The 21495-nt window shown below is 47.7% G+C and carries 15 protein-coding genes; 10 read left to right on the top strand and 5 right to left on the bottom strand.

All coding sequences use genetic code 11. The annotated features are described in order from the left end of the window. The first annotated feature begins 21 nt into the window (after positions 1-21). The gene (locus tag DDR33_RS21560) at positions 22-2034 is read left to right on the top strand and encodes a hypothetical protein (protein WP_109417882.1); all 2013 of its coding nucleotides are present in this window, start codon (positions 22-24) and stop codon (positions 2032-2034) included. A gap of 104 nt (positions 2035-2138) precedes the next feature. Here the strand turns inward: DDR33_RS21560 and DDR33_RS21555 are convergent, their stop codons facing one another. Further along, positions 2139-2882 carry a hypothetical protein gene (locus DDR33_RS21555; protein ID WP_109417881.1) on the bottom strand — a complete coding sequence of 248 codons (744 nt, stop codon included), beginning with the start codon at positions 2880-2882 and terminating at the stop codon, positions 2139-2141. A gap of 223 nt (positions 2883-3105) precedes the next feature. Here DDR33_RS21555 and DDR33_RS21550 point away from each other — a divergent pair, with 223 nt between their 5' ends. The 7 genes from DDR33_RS21550 to DDR33_RS21520 all read left to right on the top strand — a co-directional run bounded on the left by DDR33_RS21550 (position 3106) and on the right by DDR33_RS21520 (position 12309). After that, the gene (locus DDR33_RS21550) at positions 3106-3300 is read left to right on the top strand and encodes a cold-shock protein (RefSeq protein WP_109417880.1); all 195 of its coding nucleotides are present in this window, start codon (positions 3106-3108) and stop codon (positions 3298-3300) included. 76 nt (positions 3301-3376) lie between these two features. Then, a complete protein-coding gene (locus DDR33_RS21545; RefSeq protein WP_109417879.1) occupies positions 3377-3826 on the top strand; it encodes a cold shock domain-containing protein in 450 nt (149 codons plus the stop codon). Between the two features lie 66 nt (positions 3827-3892). After that, on the top strand, positions 3893-4462 hold the full coding sequence (locus DDR33_RS21540; RefSeq protein WP_109417878.1) for an RNA polymerase sigma-70 factor: 570 nt from the start codon (positions 3893-3895) through the stop codon (positions 4460-4462). A gap of 67 nt (positions 4463-4529) precedes the next feature. Next, a complete protein-coding gene (locus DDR33_RS21535) occupies positions 4530-5660 on the top strand; it encodes a FecR family protein (RefSeq protein WP_109417877.1) in 1131 nt (376 codons plus the stop codon). 179 nt (positions 5661-5839) lie between these two features. Beyond that, the gene (locus DDR33_RS21530) at positions 5840-9277 is read left to right on the top strand and encodes a SusC/RagA family TonB-linked outer membrane protein (protein WP_109417876.1); all 3438 of its coding nucleotides are present in this window, start codon (positions 5840-5842) and stop codon (positions 9275-9277) included. 11 nt (positions 9278-9288) lie between these two features. Then, the gene (locus tag DDR33_RS21525; RefSeq protein ID WP_158280828.1) at positions 9289-10773 is read left to right on the top strand and encodes a RagB/SusD family nutrient uptake outer membrane protein; all 1485 of its coding nucleotides are present in this window, start codon (positions 9289-9291) and stop codon (positions 10771-10773) included. A 39-nt stretch (positions 10774-10812) separates the two neighbouring features. Further along, the gene (locus DDR33_RS21520; protein WP_158280827.1) at positions 10813-12309 is read left to right on the top strand and encodes a TlpA disulfide reductase family protein; all 1497 of its coding nucleotides are present in this window, start codon (positions 10813-10815) and stop codon (positions 12307-12309) included. 46 nt (positions 12310-12355) lie between these two features. Here the strand turns inward: DDR33_RS21520 and DDR33_RS21515 are convergent, their stop codons facing one another. The 3 genes from DDR33_RS21515 to DDR33_RS21505 form a co-directional block, all read right to left on the bottom strand. Then, the gene (locus DDR33_RS21515; RefSeq protein ID WP_109417873.1) at positions 12356-14038 is read right to left on the bottom strand and encodes a RagB/SusD family nutrient uptake outer membrane protein; all 1683 of its coding nucleotides are present in this window, start codon (positions 14036-14038) and stop codon (positions 12356-12358) included. An 18-nt stretch (positions 14039-14056) separates the two neighbouring features. Beyond that, positions 14057-17044, bottom strand: coding sequence for a SusC/RagA family TonB-linked outer membrane protein (locus DDR33_RS21510; RefSeq protein WP_109417872.1), 2988 nt, complete (start codon positions 17042-17044; stop codon positions 14057-14059). Positions 17045-17843: 799 nt separating this feature from the next. Beyond that, positions 17844-18239 (bottom strand): hypothetical protein, encoded by a 396-nt coding sequence (locus tag DDR33_RS21505; RefSeq protein ID WP_109417871.1) that lies wholly within the window; start codon positions 18237-18239, stop codon positions 17844-17846. A gap of 221 nt (positions 18240-18460) precedes the next feature. Here DDR33_RS21505 and DDR33_RS21500 point away from each other — a divergent pair, with 221 nt between their 5' ends. Then, positions 18461-19423: a hypothetical protein gene (locus tag DDR33_RS21500; RefSeq protein ID WP_109417870.1), complete on the top strand. Its 963-nt coding sequence runs from the start codon at positions 18461-18463 to the stop codon at positions 19421-19423. A gap of 1 nt (position 19424) precedes the next feature. Beyond that, entirely contained in the window at positions 19425-20060 is a 636-nt protein-coding gene (locus DDR33_RS21495; protein WP_109417869.1) for a hypothetical protein, read from the top strand. Positions 20061-20067: 7 nt separating this feature from the next. Here DDR33_RS21495 and DDR33_RS21490 read toward each other — a convergent pair whose 3' ends face one another. Continuing rightward, positions 20068-21183 carry an acyltransferase family protein gene (locus DDR33_RS21490; RefSeq protein ID WP_109417868.1) on the bottom strand — a complete coding sequence of 372 codons (1116 nt, stop codon included), beginning with the start codon at positions 21181-21183 and terminating at the stop codon, positions 20068-20070. Positions 21184-21495: the final 312 nt, after the last annotated feature.

Below are 21495 nucleotides of genomic sequence, written 5' to 3'. Positions count from 1 at the left end.
TTGAATTAACAACAGAAATAAATGAAGAGAAGATTATTTGCGGTTACCTTATTGATAACAACCTGGGCATTTAGTTCTGCCCAGGTATCTGAAACCCGAACAGAGTACAGGATCACCTTAAAAAAGCCGGGGAACCCGGCTTCATCACATTTGCTGCTGGAATCACCGTCAGGAGAGCTCCGGGCAAATGAAACCCTGCCTCTCGAAATCAGGCAGCGGAAAATACAAAATGGTGATATTACCCGCATTACGGTTACGCTGAAAGCGAACCAGCCTGTTTATTACAATTTCGAAGAGGTATATAAACTTCCGGACGCCATCAGGCACAGCGACTGCCAGTTCCTGATGCCCGGCTTCTGGTATCGCCGCAACCTGCGTTCGCCCAAAGAGGCGCCTTCCTTCCATACCAGCGATAGCTGGCAGGTGAGGGAAGACCGCCTGAGTGCACCGCTAACGGGTATTTATAACGAAAGGACAGGTGATTATTATACTGTTCTGAGGGTTGATAAATTTGAACATGAGAGCCTTTCGGCGCATAATTCCGGAGAGGTGATCCTTTCCGGGAAAACCTCCCTGGGGCATACCGGATTCCGCAATACAGACGGCGGAACGGCCCTGGTATTCGGGTTTCCGTATCATGAAGCGCCTCAAACATATATCCGCAAACTTACACTGGCTCCCGGTGTACAGGCATTTGAAAAACTGGAGCAGGGTGAAACCCGCGAACTGGTTTGGGAGATCAGGAGGGGCAGGGCCGCAGATTATTCTGCATTTGTAGCCGATGTATGGAACTACTCGTTTGATGCCATGCGTCCTCAGCAGGTCGCCGGCACCATGAATACTGCGGAAGCAAAAGCTGCCCTGTCTAACTTCTTTACAGAAAGTTACGTGGATAAATATGATCTAAAGTACTTTTCGGGAGTTCATATGAGAATCGATGACTGCCAAAGTACAGGTTCCGTAGAAGTAGGCTTTGTAGGCCGTGTTTTGCTTAACGCCTTCAACGCGCTTGAGTATGGAGAGCAGAACAGCAAACCTGACCTGGTAGCGAAAGCAAATGCGGTGTTTGACAGTTTCCTGAAAGCAGGATTTACCCCCGCCGGATTCTTCAGGGAGTTTGTTGATTATGATCACCATTCAGAGACCAAAGAATTCAGCATACGCCGTCAGTCGGAAGGCGTGTTTGCAGTTCTTAACTACCTGGGATATGAACGGAAAAGAGGGCGCTTGCACCCTCAGTGGGAGACCAGGATGAAAAAGCTGCTTGATAACTTTCTGAAACTACAGGAGCCGGAGGGCAGCTTTCCGCGTAAGTTTGATGATAATTTCAGCTTAACAGATGCATCCGGCGGGAGCACCCCTTCTGCGACATTGCCGCTGACAATGGCATATGCTTATTTTAAAAACAAGCAATACCTGGAGAGTGCTAAGAGGACTGCCGTGTACCTGGAGAAAGAACTGATCTCAAAAGCCGATTATTTTTCTTCCACACTCGACGCTAACTGTGAAGACAAAGAAGCTTCCCTGTATGCCTCTACGGCCATGTACTACCTGGCTATGGTTTCAAAAGGGAAAGAGCGTCAGCGTTACACGGATCTCTGCAAGAAATCAGCTTACTTCTGCCTGTCATGGTATTATTTGTGGGATGTGCCGTTTGCGCGTGGACAGATGCTCGGAGATGTTGGGTTTAAATCAAGAGGGTGGGGGAATGTCTCGGTTGAAAACAACCATATTGACGTGTTCATTTTTGAATTTGCCACGGTTCTTGACTGGCTGGCCCGCGAACGGAAAGAACCCCGGTTTTCTGAGTTTTCTTCCGTTATCAGGAGCTCCATGCTGCAGCTGATGCCGCAGGAAGGTAATATGTATGATATCGGGAAGGCAGGCTATTACCCCGAGGTAGTACAGCACACCAACTGGGACTATGGCAAAAACGGCAAAGGTTTTTACAATGACATTTTTGCGCCGGGCTGGACTGTTGCCTCGCTCTGGCAAATGCTCAGTCCGGAGAGGGTTTCCGGCTACTTCAGGTAGTGCGGTCCGGAGGCTGCCGCTGAAAAGAAGGCGTCTGTATGAAAAGAGGCTGTCCGGCTTTTGAAGTTCATTTCAAAGCCGGACAGCCTCTTTTTGAAAATACTTTATCTTATCGTGATGTATTCCAGCTTAAATTCACGGTAAGGGGTTCTCACTCCATCTTTTATTTTGACCTCAAGCATCCCCTCGGGGTAGCCATGAAGGTCAAAGGCGTATGCGAAGGCCTTGGTCTCGTCTTTGGTTGATAACAGGTTGGTACTGCTTCCAAAGGGAAACAGGTCTTCAACGATGAACCACCAGTAAGGAGTGGTGCAATTGGAAGCCATGCCCGAATTGTCGTCAAACACATAGAAGTCTGCAACATTTTGCGTGCCATCCGTATATACCTTGATCTTTTTCACCATGTTGCCGTTCTGGTCGTATTCATACATATACTTATAATCCCCCCTGGGTTGTTCAAGCAGTTGATTTTGTGCGTTGATCACGAATGAAGAGGAGCTCGTTGAAGTGATCCCGTCACTGGAGTAACCCGTTTTTGTCCGGGTAACAGTATTACCCTCATACGAGTAGCTGATGCTTTCGTCCAGGCCTTCAGTATCATACTGGTCGAACTTAGCCACTCTTCCCGCAGCATCATATGAAATAACGTCGCTGTCGCGGCGGCTGTCACTTTTAAACCGGATGTTGATTAAGCGGTGTCTGCTGTCGTAATCATATTCCTGGACAGTTGAACCGTCGACGTTGGAAATTTTCGTTACCAGGTTTACCGGCTGGTCTTTATCACCCTTTTTACACGCTCCGAATAAGGCCAGGGCGAAAATACCTGCGGCCAGAAAGGTTTTCTTCATTTCTTTTCTCTGTTAATTAAATAAATTCTTTTTCGGCAGTCAGAAAGAATAAGGTCTGAGTGCCCGCTGATTGCTACGTTAGGCTCTGAAAAAGGTTACATAAGAAATTAAATAAATCTTTTCGTCTCCGGGCGTGATTCCTAACTTTTAGTATATTTTTTTTCAAAATGGGGAGGATGTCGGAAATTAAGCCTATATTGCACACTTATTAAAAAATAATATAATGCAAAAAGAAGGAACAGTGAAGTTTTTCAATACCCTGAAGGGTTTTGGATTTATTTCGCAAGATGGTACGGGATCAGATATCTTCGTACATTCTACTGGCTTGATTGACCAGATCCGTGAGAACGACAAAGTGAGCTTCGAAGTGGAAGATGGCAGGAAAGGGCTGAACGCAGTAAACGTTAAAGTAATTTAATTATCACTATAAGATTTACTTCGAACACCTGCCCACCGGCAGGTGTTTTTTTTATCATATAATTTTAACAAACCGAATGGGAAGATCCAACGAGACATTTAACAAAAAAGAAAAAGAAAAGAAACGCCTTAAAAAGCAACAGGACAAGAAAGCTAAAGCAGAGAACCGGAAAGCCAATTCAGACAAAGGCAAAAGCCTGGAAGATATGATGGCGTATGTGGATGAGAACGGTAATCTCACCACCACATTTACAGAATTTATGGCTCCAAAGCCTGTTGATCTGGACGACATAGCAGTGGCTATACCAAAACAGGTACAACGGCCGAAAGACGCCCCGAATACCGGCGTTATCAACTTTTATAACACGGCGAAGGGCTTCGGATTTATCCGCGACAGCGAGACGAAAGAAGATGTGTTCTTTCATGTGAACAGCCTGACCTACGAGGCTAAAGAGAATGATAAGGTAACTTTTACAACAGAGCGCGGCCCCAGAGGTCTTCAGGCTGTTGGAGTGGCTAAACTGTAAGCTGCCGGGACTGTACCGGGTTCATGGATTTGATCTTTGTCGGAGAAAAGCTTATATTAGGGTCTCATGAGCTCCTATAGCGTTTTGACCGATAGTGAATTAGTTGTCCTTCTGCGGGGGAGTAACACCGCTGCATATACACAAATTTATACCCGGCATTGGTCGGCACTCTATCGTTCCGCCTACAATGTATTGCGTGATGAAGCTGCAACGCTCGACGTGCTGCAGGAGGTTTTTGCCTGGATCTGGTCTAACAGGGAGAATTTCCACGTAGACAATCTACGGGCTTATCTCTATGCGGCTGTCCGCTTTAAGGTAGCAAATGCCTTGAGGGAGGGCAAAGCCAGGAGCGGCTTCTTTACTGCACTGGAACAAATAAGCGGTCATGAACCTGGGTTTAGTGATGAAACATTAGAGCTGAAAGAGCTCAAAAATGTGATTGCTGAATTTACCAGGTCTTTACCGGAAAAAGCCAGGGAAGTATTCCGCTTAAGCCGTTATGAACAACTGTCCAACAAAGAGATTGCCAGCCGCCTCGACATTTCTGAAAAAACAGTGGAAAACCATATGACTTCAACGCTCAAAAAACTACGGGTCACACTAAGCCGCTTATCAGCTTATATGATCTTCTTTTAATCAGCGTGTTAATTTTTTTTTAAAATTATATAGGGGCTGAAGGTCCTTTTTGTGCCATACACATGATATGGAACAAAAAGACTTCCTTGAACTGGCGGCTAAAGTTGCCGGCGGGAAGGCTTCAGACGAAGAACTGAGGCTTTACGCGTCAATCTATGAGCGCTTCCAGCAGGATAAGCGATTATCATGGGACGCCGCTAAATATGGAGACGAAAATCGTCTTGCAGCTCTGCTCGACAGTCGTTTACGTCCGGCTCGCAGAAGACGGGCATGGATTCCTGTCTCAGCAGCGGCTACGATCCTGTTATCCATTATCATTGGCAGCTACTTCTTTCTGAACAGATCTGCAAAACAATCTTCGCAGCAACTTGCCTCTAAAGACGACGTAGCCCCCGGCCATTCGCGGGCTACGCTTGTTCTTGCTAACGGGAAAAAGATAACGCTCACCCGGAGTCTGAACGGAGAGATCGCAACCGAGGGGCAGACCCGCATAGATGCTCTCGACGGGCAGCTTGTTTATCAGTCTGCCAGCGGAAACCAGGAAACCGGATTCAATACTTTAACGACAGCAAGGGGGGAACAATCGCCCTATCCTGTTGTGCTGGCCGACGGAACCAGGGTTTGGCTAAATGCTCAGTCAAGCCTCACCTTTCCTGTGAACTTCAGCGGCGCGGAGCGTGTGGTGAAACTGAGCGGTGAAGCTTATTTCGAAGTGACCCATCACGCTGCGCATCCATTCAAAGTGCAAACTGCCGGCGGAATAGTGGAAGATATAGGTACCCAGTTCAATATCCACGCGTATCCGGATGAAAAACATGAATCTGCCACCTTGCTGGAGGGTGCAGTGAAGATCACCACGAAGGAGTCTTCCCGGCTTCTTAAGCCCGGAGAACAGGCAAAATACAGGCAAGGAAACATCGAAGTGAGGGATGTGGATACAGAGGAGTCGGTTGCCTGGAAAAACGGTTATTTTATGTTCAATGACGTGGCGCTGGCTAGTGTGATGCAGGAGCTGGGCCGCTGGTACGACGTAGACGTCAGGTTTGAAGAAGAGTCTTTAAGGCAGCTCACCTTTGTGGCCAGCATCACCCGGTATACTAATATATCGAAGGTATTGCAGGTGATGGAAATGACCAGACAGGTCCGTTTTAAAATCGAAGGCAGGGTGATAACGGTATATCCGGGAAATGTCCGTTAAACGCTGAAAATTATTTGCTACACTGATAAAAGGAGGAATCAACAGGGAAATTACCAAACGGCTTACAGAGCGAAAGGAAGTGCTGTCAACACTCCCTTTCTCAGGCTCTTAAATCTTTCCCGGTAAGACCGGGGAATGACTGCGTCTCAAACAATTATTCACGATTTAAAAGTATGTAAATGTATAGAATTTTTACCAGGAATTTTATGCGGCTGCCACGCTGCGTCCCTAATATTCTCCGGATTATGAAGCTCACGTTCCTTCTCGTTTTTGTTTCGCTCCTGCAGGTAAGCGCTTCCTCTTTCGGGCAATCCGTCACCTTCACTCAGAAGAGGGTTTCCCTGATTAAAGTGTTTAAGGAAATCAGGAAACAAACAGGCTATAACTTCGTATGGTCGTCTAAAGAGGTGAATAAAGACCTTTCTGTGGATGCAGATTTCAATAAAAGCGAGCTGGCAGATGTTTTAAAACAATTACTGGGTAAGTATAACCTGGGCTATACTATTGATCAGGAAAATAAGATCATCCTGATTGAAGGAAGGAGAAAGCCTGTGCCGGTACAGGAAACGAAGGCTGCCCCGGACAAGGTGACCATCTCGGGAACAGTTAAAGACGAGAAGGGGCAGACCATGCCGGGAGTAACGGTGAAGGAGAAAGGGAAAAGCAATGTGGTAATATCGGATTCCGAAGGCCATTTCAGCCTGGAAGTGACCAGCCGCGATGCTGTTCTTGTTTTTTCATTTATCGGGTACGAACCGAAGGAGATCAAAACCGGGACGGAGACCGTTTTCTCAGTGACACTTTCCCCCGCTGCCGAACAACTTAAAGATGTAGTGGTATCCGGTTATACCGTTCAGAACAGGGCTGAGTTCACCGGTTCTTCAGCACGGATTGACGGCAGTGCGATTGAGAACAGGCCGGTTCCAAGTTTCGACCAGGCTTTAGCGGGGCAGGCAGCAGGCGTTAAGATGACATCGAACGGCGGTTCCCTGGATGCCACCCCGGTATTCCGTATCAGGGGAACTAACTCCATCAACCTGAGTTCTTATCCGCTGATCATTATTGACGGGGTTACATCATTTACCGGGAATGCCGGCTTTTCGGCGGCTACCGGAAACAATCCCTTGTCCAGCATCAATCCAAATGACATTGAGTCTGTTGAAATACTAAAAGACGCTTCAGCAACAGCGATTTACGGCTCCCGCGCTGCAAACGGCGTGGTGGTGATCACCACTAAAAAGGGCAAAGCCGGTAAAGCAAGGGTGTCTTATGATGCCTACGCGGGAATTACCCGAAAACCCAAGTTACCCGAATTGCTGGGTGCGCAGGATTATGTGACGATTAAGAACGAAGCCCAGGCCAACTCGGGCCTCAAGCAGGCATACGCCCTTGGACAAAATGCTGACGGCTCCATACAGGAAACCAACTGGTACGATTACTTCTATCAAACCGGCCGCTCGCAAAATCACAATCTCAGTGTTTCCGGAGCTTCGGAAACCACCAGTTATTTTGTGTCGCTCAATTACAGCGACCAGACGGGATTCCTGGTAAAGAATAAATTCCAGCGTAAGTCGGCCAGGGCAAACCTGGATCACCTGCTGATAAAAGGCTTGCATATCGGAACTAATTTCACTTACAGCAACGCTGTCAACAACAACCTGACCACAGGTGTCAATAATTCTTTCGGCAGGAATAACCTGACGCGCGAGTCTATGGTGCTGCCGCCCAATGTGCTGCCCTATAACCCGGACGGCTCGTATAATGTCAGCGCCAACAGCCTTGGCTTCGGTCCCAATACCATCCTTGTCGGCTACTATAACCCTTTGCCGATAATCGATCATGATAAGTATGCTTCTGAAAGCAATAACTTCCTGGGACTGGTATACGCCGAGTGGGAACTGTTTAAAGGATTTAAGGTAAAAACAAACTACAGTATCAACAGCCTCAATGTGGCTAACACCAGTTTTGGTAACCCACTCCAGGGCAGCGCGTTTGGCAGTAATGGTTCTGCTTCCAGCGACTACAATACCAACTACCGCACAAGCTTTACCAACGCCATTAGTTATAAAACGACAATAGCGGGTGATCATCATATCAGTGCGCTGGCAGGTTATGAAGAGATCCATACGGTAATGAATGGAACATCCGCCACCCGTACCGGTTTGATCGATCCCTACTTTGATTCTTATGCCGGTGGGTTCACTGACATAAGCGATGCTGAGGGGACCCATACGGAAAATGGGTACAGGTCTTACTTCAGTAATGTTTTTTATGATTATAAGAAAAAGTACCTGTTAAGTGCGAGCTTCAGAAGAGATGGATTTTCGGGGCTTGCGCTTAATCATAAGTTCGGGAACTTTGGCGGAGGCTCTGTTGGCTGGAACCTTTCCGAAGAAAACTTCTACCGCAACTCAGTCCTGGCAGGAACGGTTTCCTCCCTTAAGCTTCGCGCCAGCTACGGCCAGGTAGGTAACGTTAACATTGGTGATTATGCCGCATCGTCATTGTACAGTGCAGGCACTTATGGGGGAGTTGCCTCGATTGCTCTCTCGCAAACGGGAAACCCTGACCTGAAGTGGGAGACCAGCAAGAAAACAGATATAGGGGTGAACATCGGGCTGTGGCAGAATAAAATTACCCTCGACGCTGATTATTACCATAACAGTATCGACGGACTAATCTTAGCCGCTCCCCAGGCTCCTTCAAAAGGTATTCCGGGTAATTCCATTAATACGAATGTGGGATCCATGTTTAACCGGGGCTTCGAATTTGATATCAAGGCCCATGTTATGGATCGCGGCGCTTTCCAGTGGACCTCCGGGTTTAACATCAGTACACTAAAAAACCGCGTTACCGCCCTGGCCAACAATACCGATATCTGGACGGCCAGCCTGGAAACCTCTAATATTACCCGGGCCGGATACTCAGTAGCTTCGGTGTATGTAGTTAAAACAAATGGGGTAAATCCGGAGAATGGATTAAGGACGTATATCAACAGGGACGGTGCAACCGTACAGTATAACCCTGTAGGAGGCAAATGGTCTTACCTGGATGGAACCGCAGCTCCTGCAATGGATGCTTATGGCGATGGGGTGATTATGGGGCCATCCCTGCCCACCTGGTATGGCGGATTCAACAATACTTTCAGATACAAACAATTCGATCTCTATGTAAATGTGGTATTCTCGGGCGGCAACCTGATCTATAACGGGACGAAAGCCACATTGCTGAATAATAATTTCTTTAATAATCAGAAAGATATCTTACGCAGGTGGAGAGCTCCGGGGGATGTGACAGACATTCCGGCCGTGTATTATAATGATCAGCAGGCCAGTGGTTCTGTATTGCCTAATTCTTTCAATGCAGAGAGCGGAACATATATCAAACTGGGTACCACTTCTCTCGGATACACCATCCCTGTAAAGCTGTACGGGAAGACCGGGATCTCATCGGTCAGGGTGTATGGTTCGGCCAGCAACATTATTTTACATACGAAGTACTCAGGTTCCGATCCGGAAATTTCTGCCAACGGCGATTCTAATACGGCCTCCGGACGTGATAAGAATTCTGTACCTGCAGGCAGGTCGTTCATCATCGGAGTTAATGTAGGATTTTAATGACAAACACAATGAAAACCATCAGAAGATATCAAACAATCATTATAAGAGCCTCACTGCTAGGCTGCCTTTTAACGTCGGGCTTTGCCTGCAAAAAAGACCTCCTGGACCCTGCCAACCGGACCAGTATCTCCGATGCTACGGCATTTGATAATGAAACCCGCATCACAGCCCAGATCAACGGACTTTACGCGTCTTTAAAAAGTGTTTTCTTTTATGGCGGAGGGGTGATCATCTACAACGAACTGCGGGGCGACGAATTTATTATGAATAAGCCCAACGTCACCACCGGGCAGCAAAGTTGGCTGCAGGCCGTTAATCCCAGTACCACAGAGGTGATTAATACCTGGAGCACCGGTTATGCGGCAATTAATGCTGTAAACACCTTCCTGGCGGGCCTGGAACAGAACAAAAATAAAATTACAGCAGAGCAATATGCCGGTTTTTCCGGTGAAGCTAAGTTTATCAGGGCCCTTTGCTATTTCACCCTGGTACAAATTTATGCCCAGCCTTATACACGTGACGGAGGAGCCTCACCTGGCCTGCCTTTACGGTTGAAGGCGGAAAGATCCAATGAAGGGAACCAGCTGGCACGAAGTTCGGTTGCTGAGATCTACAACCAGGTGCTCGAAGATTTAAATGATGCTGAGGGGGCTTTGCCGGTTCACTATAGTACCACCGTTTTAAATACTACCAGGGCCACAAAAAATACAGCCGTCGCGCTTAAAGCAAGAGTGGATCTGGCTAAAGGCGATTATGCCGGGGTTATCGCCGAAGGTAGTAAAATTGTATCAGCTGAGGCTCCCTTTCAGGCTCCCTCCGGCGGTGTTAACAATAAACTGGAGGCCAGCATTGCAACTGTATTCAGCGGCAGCTATGCCGGACCGGAGTCAGTTTTTTCACTGCCGTTTACCTCTACGGAGCCGGGCTTGCTCGCGAATTTTTTCAATATCGCTCCTTTCAATGGCTCGTATTATCTTAATGCTTCGGCAACTATCTCTGATCCTGTTTACAGTTCAGCAACGTCTGCCGATGCACGCAAAAACTTTGTATTTACCAACACCAGCCAAAAATGGTTAAGTAAATTCAAAGTCCCCGTTTCTTATTCCGACTGGGTGCCGGTGATCCGTTATGCTGAAGTGCTCTTAACGTACGCAGAGGCTTTGACGCGTACCGGCGGCGAAGCCAATCTCACAAGGGCCAGGGACTTGCTTGCCGCGGTAAGGAACAGGTCGGATGCTTCTTATGTGTTCCCCTCAGGAACTGTTAATACACAAACAACCCTGCTCGCTTCCATATTACAGGAGAGGAAGATCGAACTGCTGGGAGAGGGCTTTCTCGTTCCGGATTTGCAGCGCCAGGGCTTAACATTGCCCGCTAAATCAGGAGCCCAGGGTAATGCACCCGCTATACCGGCAGCAGACAACCGCTACATCTGGCCTGTACCGAGCTCGGAGACAGCGATCAATCCACTGATTGTTCAGAATCCTTTATAATCAGCTGTTTTATCCACTCTTTATGAATAAATGGACACGATGAAATATAAAGGTGTTTTTGTCTGTGCGGCAGTACTGCTTTCTGTGGTAACTCTTCATGCACAGCCGCAAAACGGGATGAATCCTGACAGCGTCAAAAAACAGTTAGACCGGTTAGCTGCATCTAAAGACCCGGCAGTCCTGCAGCTGCTGAACAGTCGCCTCAAGGCTTTAGCTGCCAGCTCCCGTGAAGATGATATGGGGATAGCCGCGAGCTATTACTTCCGGATTAACAATACAAAGGCGTTCGATTCGGTGGTGACTGCTGCGATCAGGAAGTTCCCGCGGGGCCTGGAAGCCCGGAGCAAGGCACAGCAGGAAATCACCCGGATGAAAAGCCTGCCGGAAATGGAAGAGGGATACCGGGCATTCATTAAAAACTTTCCTCCGGGAAACTACCCGCGATTACCCCTGGGCGAGGACAGGCTGCCTTATGATCGTATACGCTATACCCTGGCTAAAGGCTACGCAATGGAAAAGAATAAGGCTAAGGCAAACTATTATGCCGGTTTACTGGAGGCAGATTTTTGGAAGCGGAAGCCCTATCACGATCTGTCTGATATTTTTCATGCCAACGGCGACTTAACAAACGCCGCTTTATACCAGAAAAAGGCGGTGGAGGCCACTTTGCCCTATGCCGAAGGAAAAATAGGTAACAGCACAGCGGCTAAGTGGGCCGCTTCAGGCTATGCTGAAATGTGCGGAGGATATGCCCGGATATTATATGAACAGAAAAAATATCTGGAAGCATTGAAATATATAGAGATCGCTGACAGTGCCGCAAAAGGAAGAAGCACCCCGGTGAATTTCACTTATGCCAATATCCTGATAGCACTTAACCGGGACCGCGACGCTTATGACAAGATCGAAATGGCGGTAAGATCGGGAGAGACAACGGAGGAAATGTGGGAGGTATTCCGGATGTTATATGTGAGAGTTAAAGGAAGTAATGCAGGTTTGGAGACCTTGACGGAAGATATTCGTAAAGGGGCCGGCAACGATCTGAAAGAACGACTGATGAAAAAAATGATCAGTGAACCGGCTGTCGATTTTACGCTGACAGACTTAAACGGGAAGAAGGTTACCCTTTCTGCCTTCAAAGGAAAGATCGTCATTCTCGATTTTTGGGCAACCTGGTGTGTGCCCTGTAAGGCTTCTTTTCCTGCGATGCAAATGGCTGTAGATAAATATAAAGACGATCCTGACGTGAAGTTTTTATTTATTCATACCTGGGAAAGAACCCCAGATCCGGCAGCGGACGCCAGGGCATATATTGCCGGTATGAAATATGATTTTCATGTATTGATGGATACAAAGGATCCTGAAACCAAAGCAAACAAGGTGGTAGCGGATTACCATGTATCAGGCATCCCGGCAAAATTCCTTATCGACGGGAAAGGGAATATCCGTTTTAAGCTGACCGGGTTCAACAGCAGCAGGCAGGCAGCGGTGGATGAGATCTCCCTGATGGTTGACATGGTGAGGAGCGAAAAATAAAAAAGTACAGGGGGCTGGCCGGCAAGCCAGCCCCTGTACTTTTTTATCAATAGCCCGGGTTCTGCTGCAGATTGTTATTTCCGGAGATTGCCTGTGTGGGTACCGGAAACCGTTTCAGGTGATCGGACCCGGAAGGATTATGATCCCACCATTTTTCTGTCGTAAACATATTCCAGCGCAGCAGGTCTGTACGCCTGCGCCCTTCTCCCAGGAATTCAATGCTCCATTCATCAATAAACCGGTATTTATCAAAGTTTGCAGCCAGAACCGGATTGGGATCGGCTCCGTTGACAAAGTTGCGTTTCCGGACGGTATTGATTAATCCGGCAGCGCCTGCTATGTCGCCTCTGCGCCATTTACATTCTGCCAGCATGTAATAGATCTCTGTGAGGCGGATGACTGGGTTGTCGGCACCCCAGCGCAGGGAGTTGTCGGCTAAAGTAGGGATAGGCACCTTGACCAGGCGGACACCGGTATTCTCTTCTCCCTCTGACATGTTAGACGGAAGTTGGGCAACGGAACTGTATTTTTTTCCCGGCCCCACTTCTGAGAACCGGCCCACCTGGTCGCGCAGGAAGAGTGGCCGGCGATCATATTCCTGGGTACCGTTAATAACACCGCCATCCGGTTTACGTTGTTCTCCAACCAGGAACATGCCCTCATAATTACTGCTTCCGAGATACCGGTAGGGCTTTTTACGGAGATCGCCGTTGTCGAATTTTTCAAAGGGGGAGCCAAGCTTCCATTCGTTCCGGTAAAGCGTGGAGTCGGGACGGCGTGAAGGGGTCATGTGTGTGCCGTTATTGGCACCCATATCCTGTCCGAAATATTCGCGGCTGTTATAATGGTAAAAACTGCTGTAGAACCAGTCGTACTGCAGCTTATTGAACTCAGAGGGGATCGACCAGATAATCTCGGGAGATCTGTCGTTTTTAAAACTATGCGGGCCATACCAGGTGGCATCCAGCTGGTAGGGGCCGTACTTCCCGTCTATAATGTCCTGTGACAGCTGCTGGCATTCCTGGTACATAGGACGGCCGATATATACTTCGGCATTGAAATAAAGCTCCGCAAGCATAGCTGCGGCTGCTGCCTGCTTCAGCTCGCCGGCAGCAGGTTCATCTAACTGACTTTTTGGGGGTAATTTTTCTATGGCCGTCTTCAGCAGTTGTTCAATATGAGCAAACACTTCCTGGTCGGTGTTACGCGGGAGGTTTTCGCCTTCGAGACTGTTAAAGATGGGTAAGCCTCCGAAAAAGTCGAGCCCCCTCATATAGAAATAAGCAATCAGGGTATTTAGCTGGTTGATATGTGCCTGCTGATCGTCGGTCGTCAGGGCAAATTTGCTGTAGTCGAGCTTCTCGAGGTCGCTGCGTGCATCAAGGGCAAGGGCTATCCCCATCAATGTTCCGCGCCAGCTTCCCCAGATCCATCCGTCGTCGGGCGTCCAGCTGTGGTAATGATAGCGTTTGTTTTCTCCGCCGTTTTCCCAGTGCGGTCCTTTGGTGGTAATAGCGAAATTGTCAGCCGTATGTTCCTGTAAATACCAGCGGTCTTCGCCAACATACCAGCGGGCATGGGTAAAGGGCCTGTTCAGGGCTGCCAGGATGTCTTTTTCACTTTTGAAAAATGTTCCGGGAGTAACCTGGCTGTAGAACTCCTGATCTAATTTTGTACAGCTTCCGAGGATCAGCAGCGGAAGGAGCAGATATATGAAAAGCTTTTTCATTTTTGTTCTTTTTGAGTTTTAAAATGATGCCTGCAGACCAAACATGAACGTGCGGGTTTTCGGATACACATCAAGCACCTCAAAGCCCGGCGTGAGCCCGTTAATATTTGTTTCAGGATCCAGTCCATTGTATCCGGTGATGACAAACAGGTCCCTTCCTGCTGCATACACGCGGATACTGCGGAACGGCCCTGTCCATTTCTTGTTAAAGGTATATCCAACGCTGATCGCGTCCACTTTCAGAAAGTCTCCCTTTTCGAGCCAGTAATCGCTCAATTGTTTCTCTTTTACATTCTGAAGTTCCCCTAAGCCGCTTTTCAACGCATTCCGGCCTTTAATATTCGGAATGCCGTAGTACATATTCATCATGTTGAACACATCATATCCCAGCCAGCTGCGCAGGTAGACGCCGGCATCCCAGTTTTTGTAGGAGGCAGTATGGTTCCAGGAGAGCTGCAGTTTGGGGATGGCATTGCCGGTAAAGCGTTTATCTTCCGGCTTTTTATCACCAGCCGGGATCACCTCATTATTTTTATTGTAGAGAAGCCATTCACCATCTTCTCTGAAACCGGCAAATTTCCAGATGTAATATTGCCCGATGGGCTCGCCCGGGTAGAGGCGTACGGCAGTTCCCGGTGAACCTGGTGCCGGAAAGCTCATCTCATCCTGGAAGGTTTGACTGCCATAGAGGCTGCGCAGCGTTGTTTTGTTATGTGCTGCTACAATGGAGGTCGTGTATGATAAATTCTTTGTTTTGACAGCATTATAATTCAATTCAAACTCCAGTCCACGGTTCTCCATACTGCCCACATTCATCGTGGTTTTGTCGTGGATCGCCGGGGGCTGAGAAACGCTGATGTCGTAGATCAGATCATCGATCACTCTTTTGTAATAGTCAAACCTGCCGCTTAATTTATTGGCCAGGATGGCGAAGTCTATACCTGCATTGAACTCTTTCTTTACTTCCCAGCGAATGCCGGGATTCTGATTGTGTTTTACACCGAAGGTGCGGTTCCAGCCGCCATCAAAAAGCCACCAGGTATCGGCAGAGTACATCCGGGTGGAGACTTCCGCACCGAAGCCTTCGTTCCCTGTTTCGCCATAGCCACCCCTGATCTTGATATCATCAATGAAGCTTATGCCTTTCATGAAGGGCTCCTGGCTCAGCCGCCATCCCACGGATACTCCGGGGAACGAGCCCCAGCGGTTTCCCGGGGCGAATTTTGAGGAACCTTCATGCCGAAGGTTAGCGGTAATAATATAGCGGTCTTTGAACGAATAATTGATGCGGCCGAAGAATGCAGCGAGTTTTACCCAGGGATCTTTCCATGATCCGAGGCCTGCTCTTCCGTCGGCAAGCCAGGTACCTGAACCCATGTCGTGCTCCGCCAGGCCGTCGACCGGGAAGTCCGAATTTTCTGCCCAGAATCCCTGCCCGTTAAAGTCCTGGTAGCTATACCCCGCAACGGCGTTGATCTGGTGATCCTCGAGCCTTTTGGTGTACCCGACGGTCCATTCGAAGATGCGGTCGTCCCAGCGTTTGTATTCCTGCTTGGCATAGCCATCAACGTTCTGTTCACGCGATACGCGGTGCTGCGAGGACCGGAAGAAGCTTGGGTGTTCCGTATTGTTCTTGATTCCGAACATGGCTGATGTGTAGAGGTCTTTCGTGATGTTCAGCTTCACCGTGGCATTAGCAAGCAGGTAGCGGTATTGATTTTCCTTTTTCCTGAGCATCACCTCTGCCAGAGGGTTCCATCTGTCGAATCCGCCTGTGAGGACGTTGTACCCGGTAGGGTCGGAGGCATCGTATGGCGAGATTGTCGGATCAAGGCCGATGGCGATGTTGTAAAGGCTGTTGTTCTCATCCCTGAAATTGCCTGGTGCGCTGTTGCCCGGAAAATCAGCATTGACCTGGTTATAGCTTACATTGGTGGTCAGCTCAAGCAGGTTATCGAAGAATTTGAAGTTACTGTTTAGCCTGCCGCCTATTTCGCCCCGTTTTGAGCCGATGGAAATCCCTTTGGCGTCCCGCTTAAAGAAGGTGGTATATACATTGGCCGTCTCCGATCCTCCGCTTACGTTGATCACCTGGCGGTTACTAAACGGGTTCTTATTTGTGACGACGTCGTACCAGTCCGTTCTCGCTCCTTTATCATCTCCGAGTCCAAGAGCAACATATTCGTCACCCGAAAGCAGTTCCGGTTTTCTCCGGACACTCTCTACGAAATACTCGGAAGTGAAATTAACGGCTGCCTTTCCGGCTTGCGGCCTTTTCGTGGTGATGAGGATGACACCTCCCGATGCCCTGGTTCCATATATAGCGGCGGCTGAGGCATCCCGCAGCACGTTGACTGATTCAATATCTTCTTTGGCAACCGAATTGATGTCGCCTCCCGGTACTCCGTCGATTACGACCAGCGGCCCCTGCGATGCCTTAACGGAATTAACCCCTCTCAGTTGCAGGGATACACTGGCATTGGGATCAGACCCGTTGCCGGAGGAGATATTCAGGCCGGGTACCTTCCCCTGAATCGCAATCAGGGGCGAAACGCTGCCCGCAACCAGATCGTCCTGTTTCAGGTTCGATACGGCGCTGGTGAGCTCGCGCCGGTCAATGGAACCATAGCCCACCACGACCACCTCGCTGAGCGTGTTGGCCTGTTCCTGCAAGCGTACGGTCAGGTCCGGCTGGCCGGTTGTTACCCGCACTTCCTTTGTCACGTAGCCGATGTAAGAGAAGATCAGTGTAGCACCAGCAGCGGGTACAGCGATCTCGAAAGCGCCGTTCTGATTGGTAGAGGTGCCTCCCGAAGCGCCCTTGATCTTTACACTTACGCCGATCAGTGGCTCCGAGCCATTCGAGTTCGTAACGGTGCCTTTAATAGTTGTTTGTTGAATCTTCGCTGCATAGGATGCTTTATTGCCGGGGATTGCATACAGACGCCCTCCGAGCAAAATGCAGCCAAGCAGGATAGGTAAAAGCCATTTCTTTTTACTTTTCATACAGGGTTAATTTTAGGTCAATCAACAGCGCTAAACAGACCGGTTCAGCTGTTGGTAAAGAGTTAATTTCCGGGATTGCTGCCTGCAACAGATCTTATAAGGTCTGTTATTAGATGCGGGAGGTTTCGCTATACCGGTTTATTAGCTGCTGGTAATTGGCTGGTTCGATTAATTTGTTTTTTGTTTGTTCTCCGTCTTTTATACAAAATCCGACGCTTTGCATTAAGAAGGGTGTCAGAAGCAGGCTTGATTCCTCAGACCTTTTCAGCATCCGGAGGAGGTCCGGATAGCCCTTGTCCTAACATTAAATGCTTGTTGAAATTTCCCATAGAATCTTTTGATTAAGTAGCAGGTCAAAGTTCTGTAAATGCTTTTATACCCGTTTTGATTACCGCCGGAAACTCATTAAAATCTAAATTTGAATAATGGTAAGAGGTTGATATGTAGTGTTATGTGTTTTTAATGCATGTGTAGAATCTAACTTTATTCTTTTAGATCCCCGTTACTTATCTCTGTTTATTGTTGCCTCATATCTGGACACAAGGGAGGAAGGACCCAGTTGAGAACCCGATGCTTACAAATTGAGCAGAAAGGATTAATGTTAATTGTGACGGTGTGCCCATGCAAACAGCTTGGCGATGGCCATATAGTGATAAACTGAAAAACACCCAGAGCTGATAGAGCAACTGACTCCTATTTTGGTCGAAACTGTATTGCTTTAAGTGCACTTGAAATTTAGAATAATGAAAAAAGGGCTGCATGCAGCCCTTTTTTCATTATTCTAAATTTCGGAAAATGTTTATTTCTTGAAGCTATAGGTGGCGCTAGCACTTAAAATTTTTCCGGTAGACTTATTTTCGATCTTTTTCTCCCCATCTACCCAGATTTCAGCGACTAAAGTGGAATTATCAGCCGGTCCCATTGCATTGGCTCCGAATGAAACAACCTGTGCTGATGATGGAACAATGTATTCCTGGCTGGTCCAGGTAGATCCGGACAGGCTCGTGAAACTTTCATTTTTTCCGGCTCCATCTGTGTATACAGCCATGGAAATGTCCACATTGGCTGATCCAATGGCTTTGAAAACAACTTTGTGTGAACCGGATGGTGAATTGTCATCATCATCTTTACAAGAAGAAAAAACGGTAAGACCAAGGGCCAGGCCCATGAAAAGGAATTTTGAAAATTTGTTCATATTGATGTGTTAAGTAAAAAACATGTCCGTTTACAAATACAGTGCCATCAGGAGTTACTGATTTTAACGGGCTGTTAATTTCATTGGAATTTTTTTGAACAACTTATCATTCGCGATGTTATTGGGTATAATCGGCCAGGAGGCCGTTTTTTTAGCTTAGGCCGGTCATCAGTGTGAAGTATCTTCCGGGACAATAAGCCGGCCGGTTAACTTCTTTATTAATGAAAAAAGTATTCGTTTTATTCTGGTTATTATTTTTCTTTTACTTCGTTTTTGTTCATCCTGCGATTATCTACTACGGTGCGTCATTTCCTAAAACCAATCTGGCTTACAGCGATGCAACATGGGCCCTGGTCTGCCTGGGCTTAAGTCTTTTTCTCTGGTTGGTGGTTCTGCTGGTCAGCTTCTACCTTTTATTTAAATACTTCGTGCGGTCTGCGAGGAATACGAATTATATAAAAAAGCAGGGCAGAAAGCGGGAAGCAAGGGTAATTAGTTCTGCTGCCGGCGGTGATCATGCAGGGAATTTACTTTTGGAGTTTGATAACCTTCAAAACGAAAGGGTACGGCACAGGATGCTTTTGAAAAGCGATGAGACAGCTACCCGCATACCTCATCCTGGAAGCCTTGTTGCGCTGCGAATAGATGAATCATTTTCCAGGTTTCCGTACATTGCACTGGAAGAAAGCGCCCCCAGGGCCAGATGGACCTGGATGCTTCTATGGGCGTGTCTCCCTTTTCTCATTGCCTGCGCGTACTTTTTTGTCTATGATCTTGAAAGCGCAGGATATGGCTGGCGTTTTTTGAGTCTGGACCACCCGCTTCTTATGACTCCCCTGGTGCTCCTGTTTTTCTCCTTCATTATCTGGGCTATTTTTAAATTCATAATTTTGCGAAAATTGAATATCGGGAAAGATACCCTGATCCTTAAATTCAACGGGAGAAGAGCTGTAGCAAAAGTGCTGGCATTAAAACAAACAGGAACCTACATCAACGAGCAGCCCGAAGTGGAGTTCGAGATCGAATTTCCCGATGCTTCAGGCCGTACAAATCTTACCAGCATAAAAAAGATCGTTCCCCTTATTGAACTGCCGGGCATAAAAGCTGGAGATGAGGTCGTGGTATTTTATGATCCGCAGAATAAAGACAAGACACTTTTTGAAAAAGATATAGAAGATAATTAGTATGAAAATAATAAACCTGACGATCATCCTGTCTGCAATGCTTGGCATAAGCAGCTGCGACTGGGTATCCCAAAGCATAAAAGAAACAAAGTCCGGAAGTCCTGCAACCCGTGTAAGTCCGGAAGCCGGTCCGGCGGCGACCGTCCCTGTTGAAAAAGTGGCTCCAAAAGAATTTGCAGCATCACCGGAGGCATTGGAGCGCGCAGAGGAGGCATTCAGAAATCTTCCCGGACTGAAGGGAAAGAAGATCAAAATTTACAAGTCTATTCATTTCTATGATAATCATCGTATTATCTTATCCATTCAAAATCCGGATAACCACCGGTATGTAGATGAGTATGTTTACGAAAAGGGAGCCTGGCAGGCCCCCAGGCCTGTGGTCCTTTCAATAAGTGAAAATATCGGCAAAGATGTCGTTGATCTCGACAGCGTCCCTTTCCGCAACGCATCCCGTGTTTATAAAAGCCTGAAGGAGAAATTGAGTTCAATAGGAGGGAACACGAATGATATCACCGTATATGTTACGATCTATAACGGGAAAATAAGATGGCATCCCGGAAGTATTTCCAATGAACGCTTTAACTACGACATTGAATTCAATACTGACGGGTCCCTGAAGTCCTTTGAGGGGGAGTGAAATTCTATTATGCAATTGTCCTTTTTCTCAGCCATCTCCGGACCGGCTCGTCATACCATTTCAGACTTGCATATGCCAGAATAATACTTCCGGTCAGGATCAACAAGGCGTAGGGCCAGGCTTCTATGATGGTCACACCTTTTTGATTGCTGATCCAGGCGACATAAAAGTATACCAGAGGATAATGCACCAGGTAAAGCGGGTAGGATATCTCCCCTAAGAATTTGCAGATCCTGCCTTCAGTGTGGCTATGAATCACGCCGCTGGCACCAAGGTAAACGATCAGCGGAAAAATGAGGATGATACATACTGATTCATAAATTCCATTCATCCAGAGATGCTCTGCGCCGCCTATGCGCGGCATATACAAAACGAGGGCGATCAGCAGGCTGCACCAGAGAAAGGCGTTCCTGATACGGGCTGGTTTGGCTATGCGTGATAGGAGCAACCCGGCAAAAAAAGGGTACATCGTACGGGTGATGCCTACGCGAAGATGTTCCGCGTTTAATGTCCAGCCGCCGCTGACGTCTCCGTTAGGACTGGTAACTGCCAGATGAGCGAGAGCTATAGCCGCTGCTGCAACCAAAATAGCCAGCGCTGTTTTTGAGAGTTTCCTGATGCCGATCGCGTACAGGATATTGGCAACGTATTCAAAGAATAACGACCAGCCCACGCTATTGAGCGGGTGCATCTCCTGCCATCCACGTATATCCAGAGACAGAGGAACAGGCAAAATGGTATAACCGATGAGCATCACCAGCAACATCTTCCACAGGGGAACGGTATGAATGAGCGGCCAGATCGTCGAATCGGTAAAATAAAACCCGATTGCCCCCAGGCTCATCCCCAGCACCACCATCGGTTGCAGCCGTTCGATCCGGCGCCTGAAGAAAGTACCAATAGTCATTTTTTTCCAGCGGTCGTCATAGGCATAGCCGATCACAAAGCCCGACAGCAGGAAGAAAAAGTCGACGGCCAGATAACCGTGGTTAACGAGGATATCCAGGTGCCCCGTCCCTAACGGTTCGGTCAGATGGAACGTCACGACGATGATGGCTGCGACGCCCCGTAATCCGTCCAATATCGGGTAATGCGGTTTTACTGAAACGCTGTAATGATTCATTGGTCTTTATATTCCCGTGTTTCATCTTCATGCTTGTCCGGGATTGCTTATAATTGCTCTTTAACAGCTTGTAAAATTAAATAAATAAGCTGTCTGAGCCGGGTTAAACAGTCTCATTATTTAGACGAATAGTCTCATTTTAGTCCTGTAGATGTAGAGAAACAATTCCCGGTCCGGCAGCAAGCATTAGGTCGTCTTATTTTAAATCGATCTGGTAGATCTTCGATTCCTCTTCCCAGGGATGGTATCCCTGACCGTAATAATAAAAACCATGTTTTTCATAATAGCCGGTATGGTCGGTACAAAGATTCA

The sequence above is a fragment of the Pararcticibacter amylolyticus genome (assembly GCF_003130405.1).
In the GTDB taxonomy this organism is placed as follows: domain Bacteria; phylum Bacteroidota; class Bacteroidia; order Sphingobacteriales; family Sphingobacteriaceae; genus Arcticibacter; species Arcticibacter amylolyticus.
This window is presented reverse-complemented; position numbering and strand designations above follow the sequence as displayed.

Excerpts from the sequence above, each read along its gene's own strand:
- DDR33_RS21560 (WP_109417882.1), top strand. The coding sequence starts at position 22 with ATGAAGAGAAGATTATTTGCGGTTACCTTATTGATAACAACCTGGGCA.
- DDR33_RS21555 (WP_109417881.1), bottom strand. The coding sequence starts at position 2,882 with ATGAAGAAAACCTTTCTGGCCGCAGGTATTTTCGCCCTGGCCTTATTC.
- DDR33_RS21550 (WP_109417880.1), top strand. The coding sequence starts at position 3,106 with ATGCAAAAAGAAGGAACAGTGAAGTTTTTCAATACCCTGAAGGGTTTT.
- DDR33_RS21545 (WP_109417879.1), top strand. The coding sequence starts at position 3,377 with ATGGGAAGATCCAACGAGACATTTAACAAAAAAGAAAAAGAAAAGAAA.
- DDR33_RS21540 (WP_109417878.1), top strand. The coding sequence starts at position 3,893 with ATGAGCTCCTATAGCGTTTTGACCGATAGTGAATTAGTTGTCCTTCTG.
- DDR33_RS21535 (WP_109417877.1), top strand. The coding sequence starts at position 4,530 with ATGGAACAAAAAGACTTCCTTGAACTGGCGGCTAAAGTTGCCGGCGGG.
- DDR33_RS21530 (WP_109417876.1), top strand. The coding sequence starts at position 5,840 with ATGTATAGAATTTTTACCAGGAATTTTATGCGGCTGCCACGCTGCGTC.
- DDR33_RS21525 (WP_158280828.1), top strand. The coding sequence starts at position 9,289 with ATGAAAACCATCAGAAGATATCAAACAATCATTATAAGAGCCTCACTG.
- DDR33_RS21520 (WP_158280827.1), top strand. The coding sequence starts at position 10,813 with ATGAAATATAAAGGTGTTTTTGTCTGTGCGGCAGTACTGCTTTCTGTG.
- DDR33_RS21515 (WP_109417873.1), bottom strand. The coding sequence starts at position 14,038 with ATGAAAAAGCTTTTCATATATCTGCTCCTTCCGCTGCTGATCCTCGGA.
- DDR33_RS21510 (WP_109417872.1), bottom strand. The coding sequence starts at position 17,044 with ATGAAAAGTAAAAAGAAATGGCTTTTACCTATCCTGCTTGGCTGCATT.
- DDR33_RS21505 (WP_109417871.1), bottom strand. The coding sequence starts at position 18,239 with ATGAACAAATTTTCAAAATTCCTTTTCATGGGCCTGGCCCTTGGTCTT.
- DDR33_RS21500 (WP_109417870.1), top strand. The coding sequence starts at position 18,461 with ATGAAAAAAGTATTCGTTTTATTCTGGTTATTATTTTTCTTTTACTTC.
- DDR33_RS21495 (WP_109417869.1), top strand. The coding sequence starts at position 19,425 with ATGAAAATAATAAACCTGACGATCATCCTGTCTGCAATGCTTGGCATA.
- DDR33_RS21490 (WP_109417868.1), bottom strand. The coding sequence starts at position 21,183 with ATGAATCATTACAGCGTTTCAGTAAAACCGCATTACCCGATATTGGAC.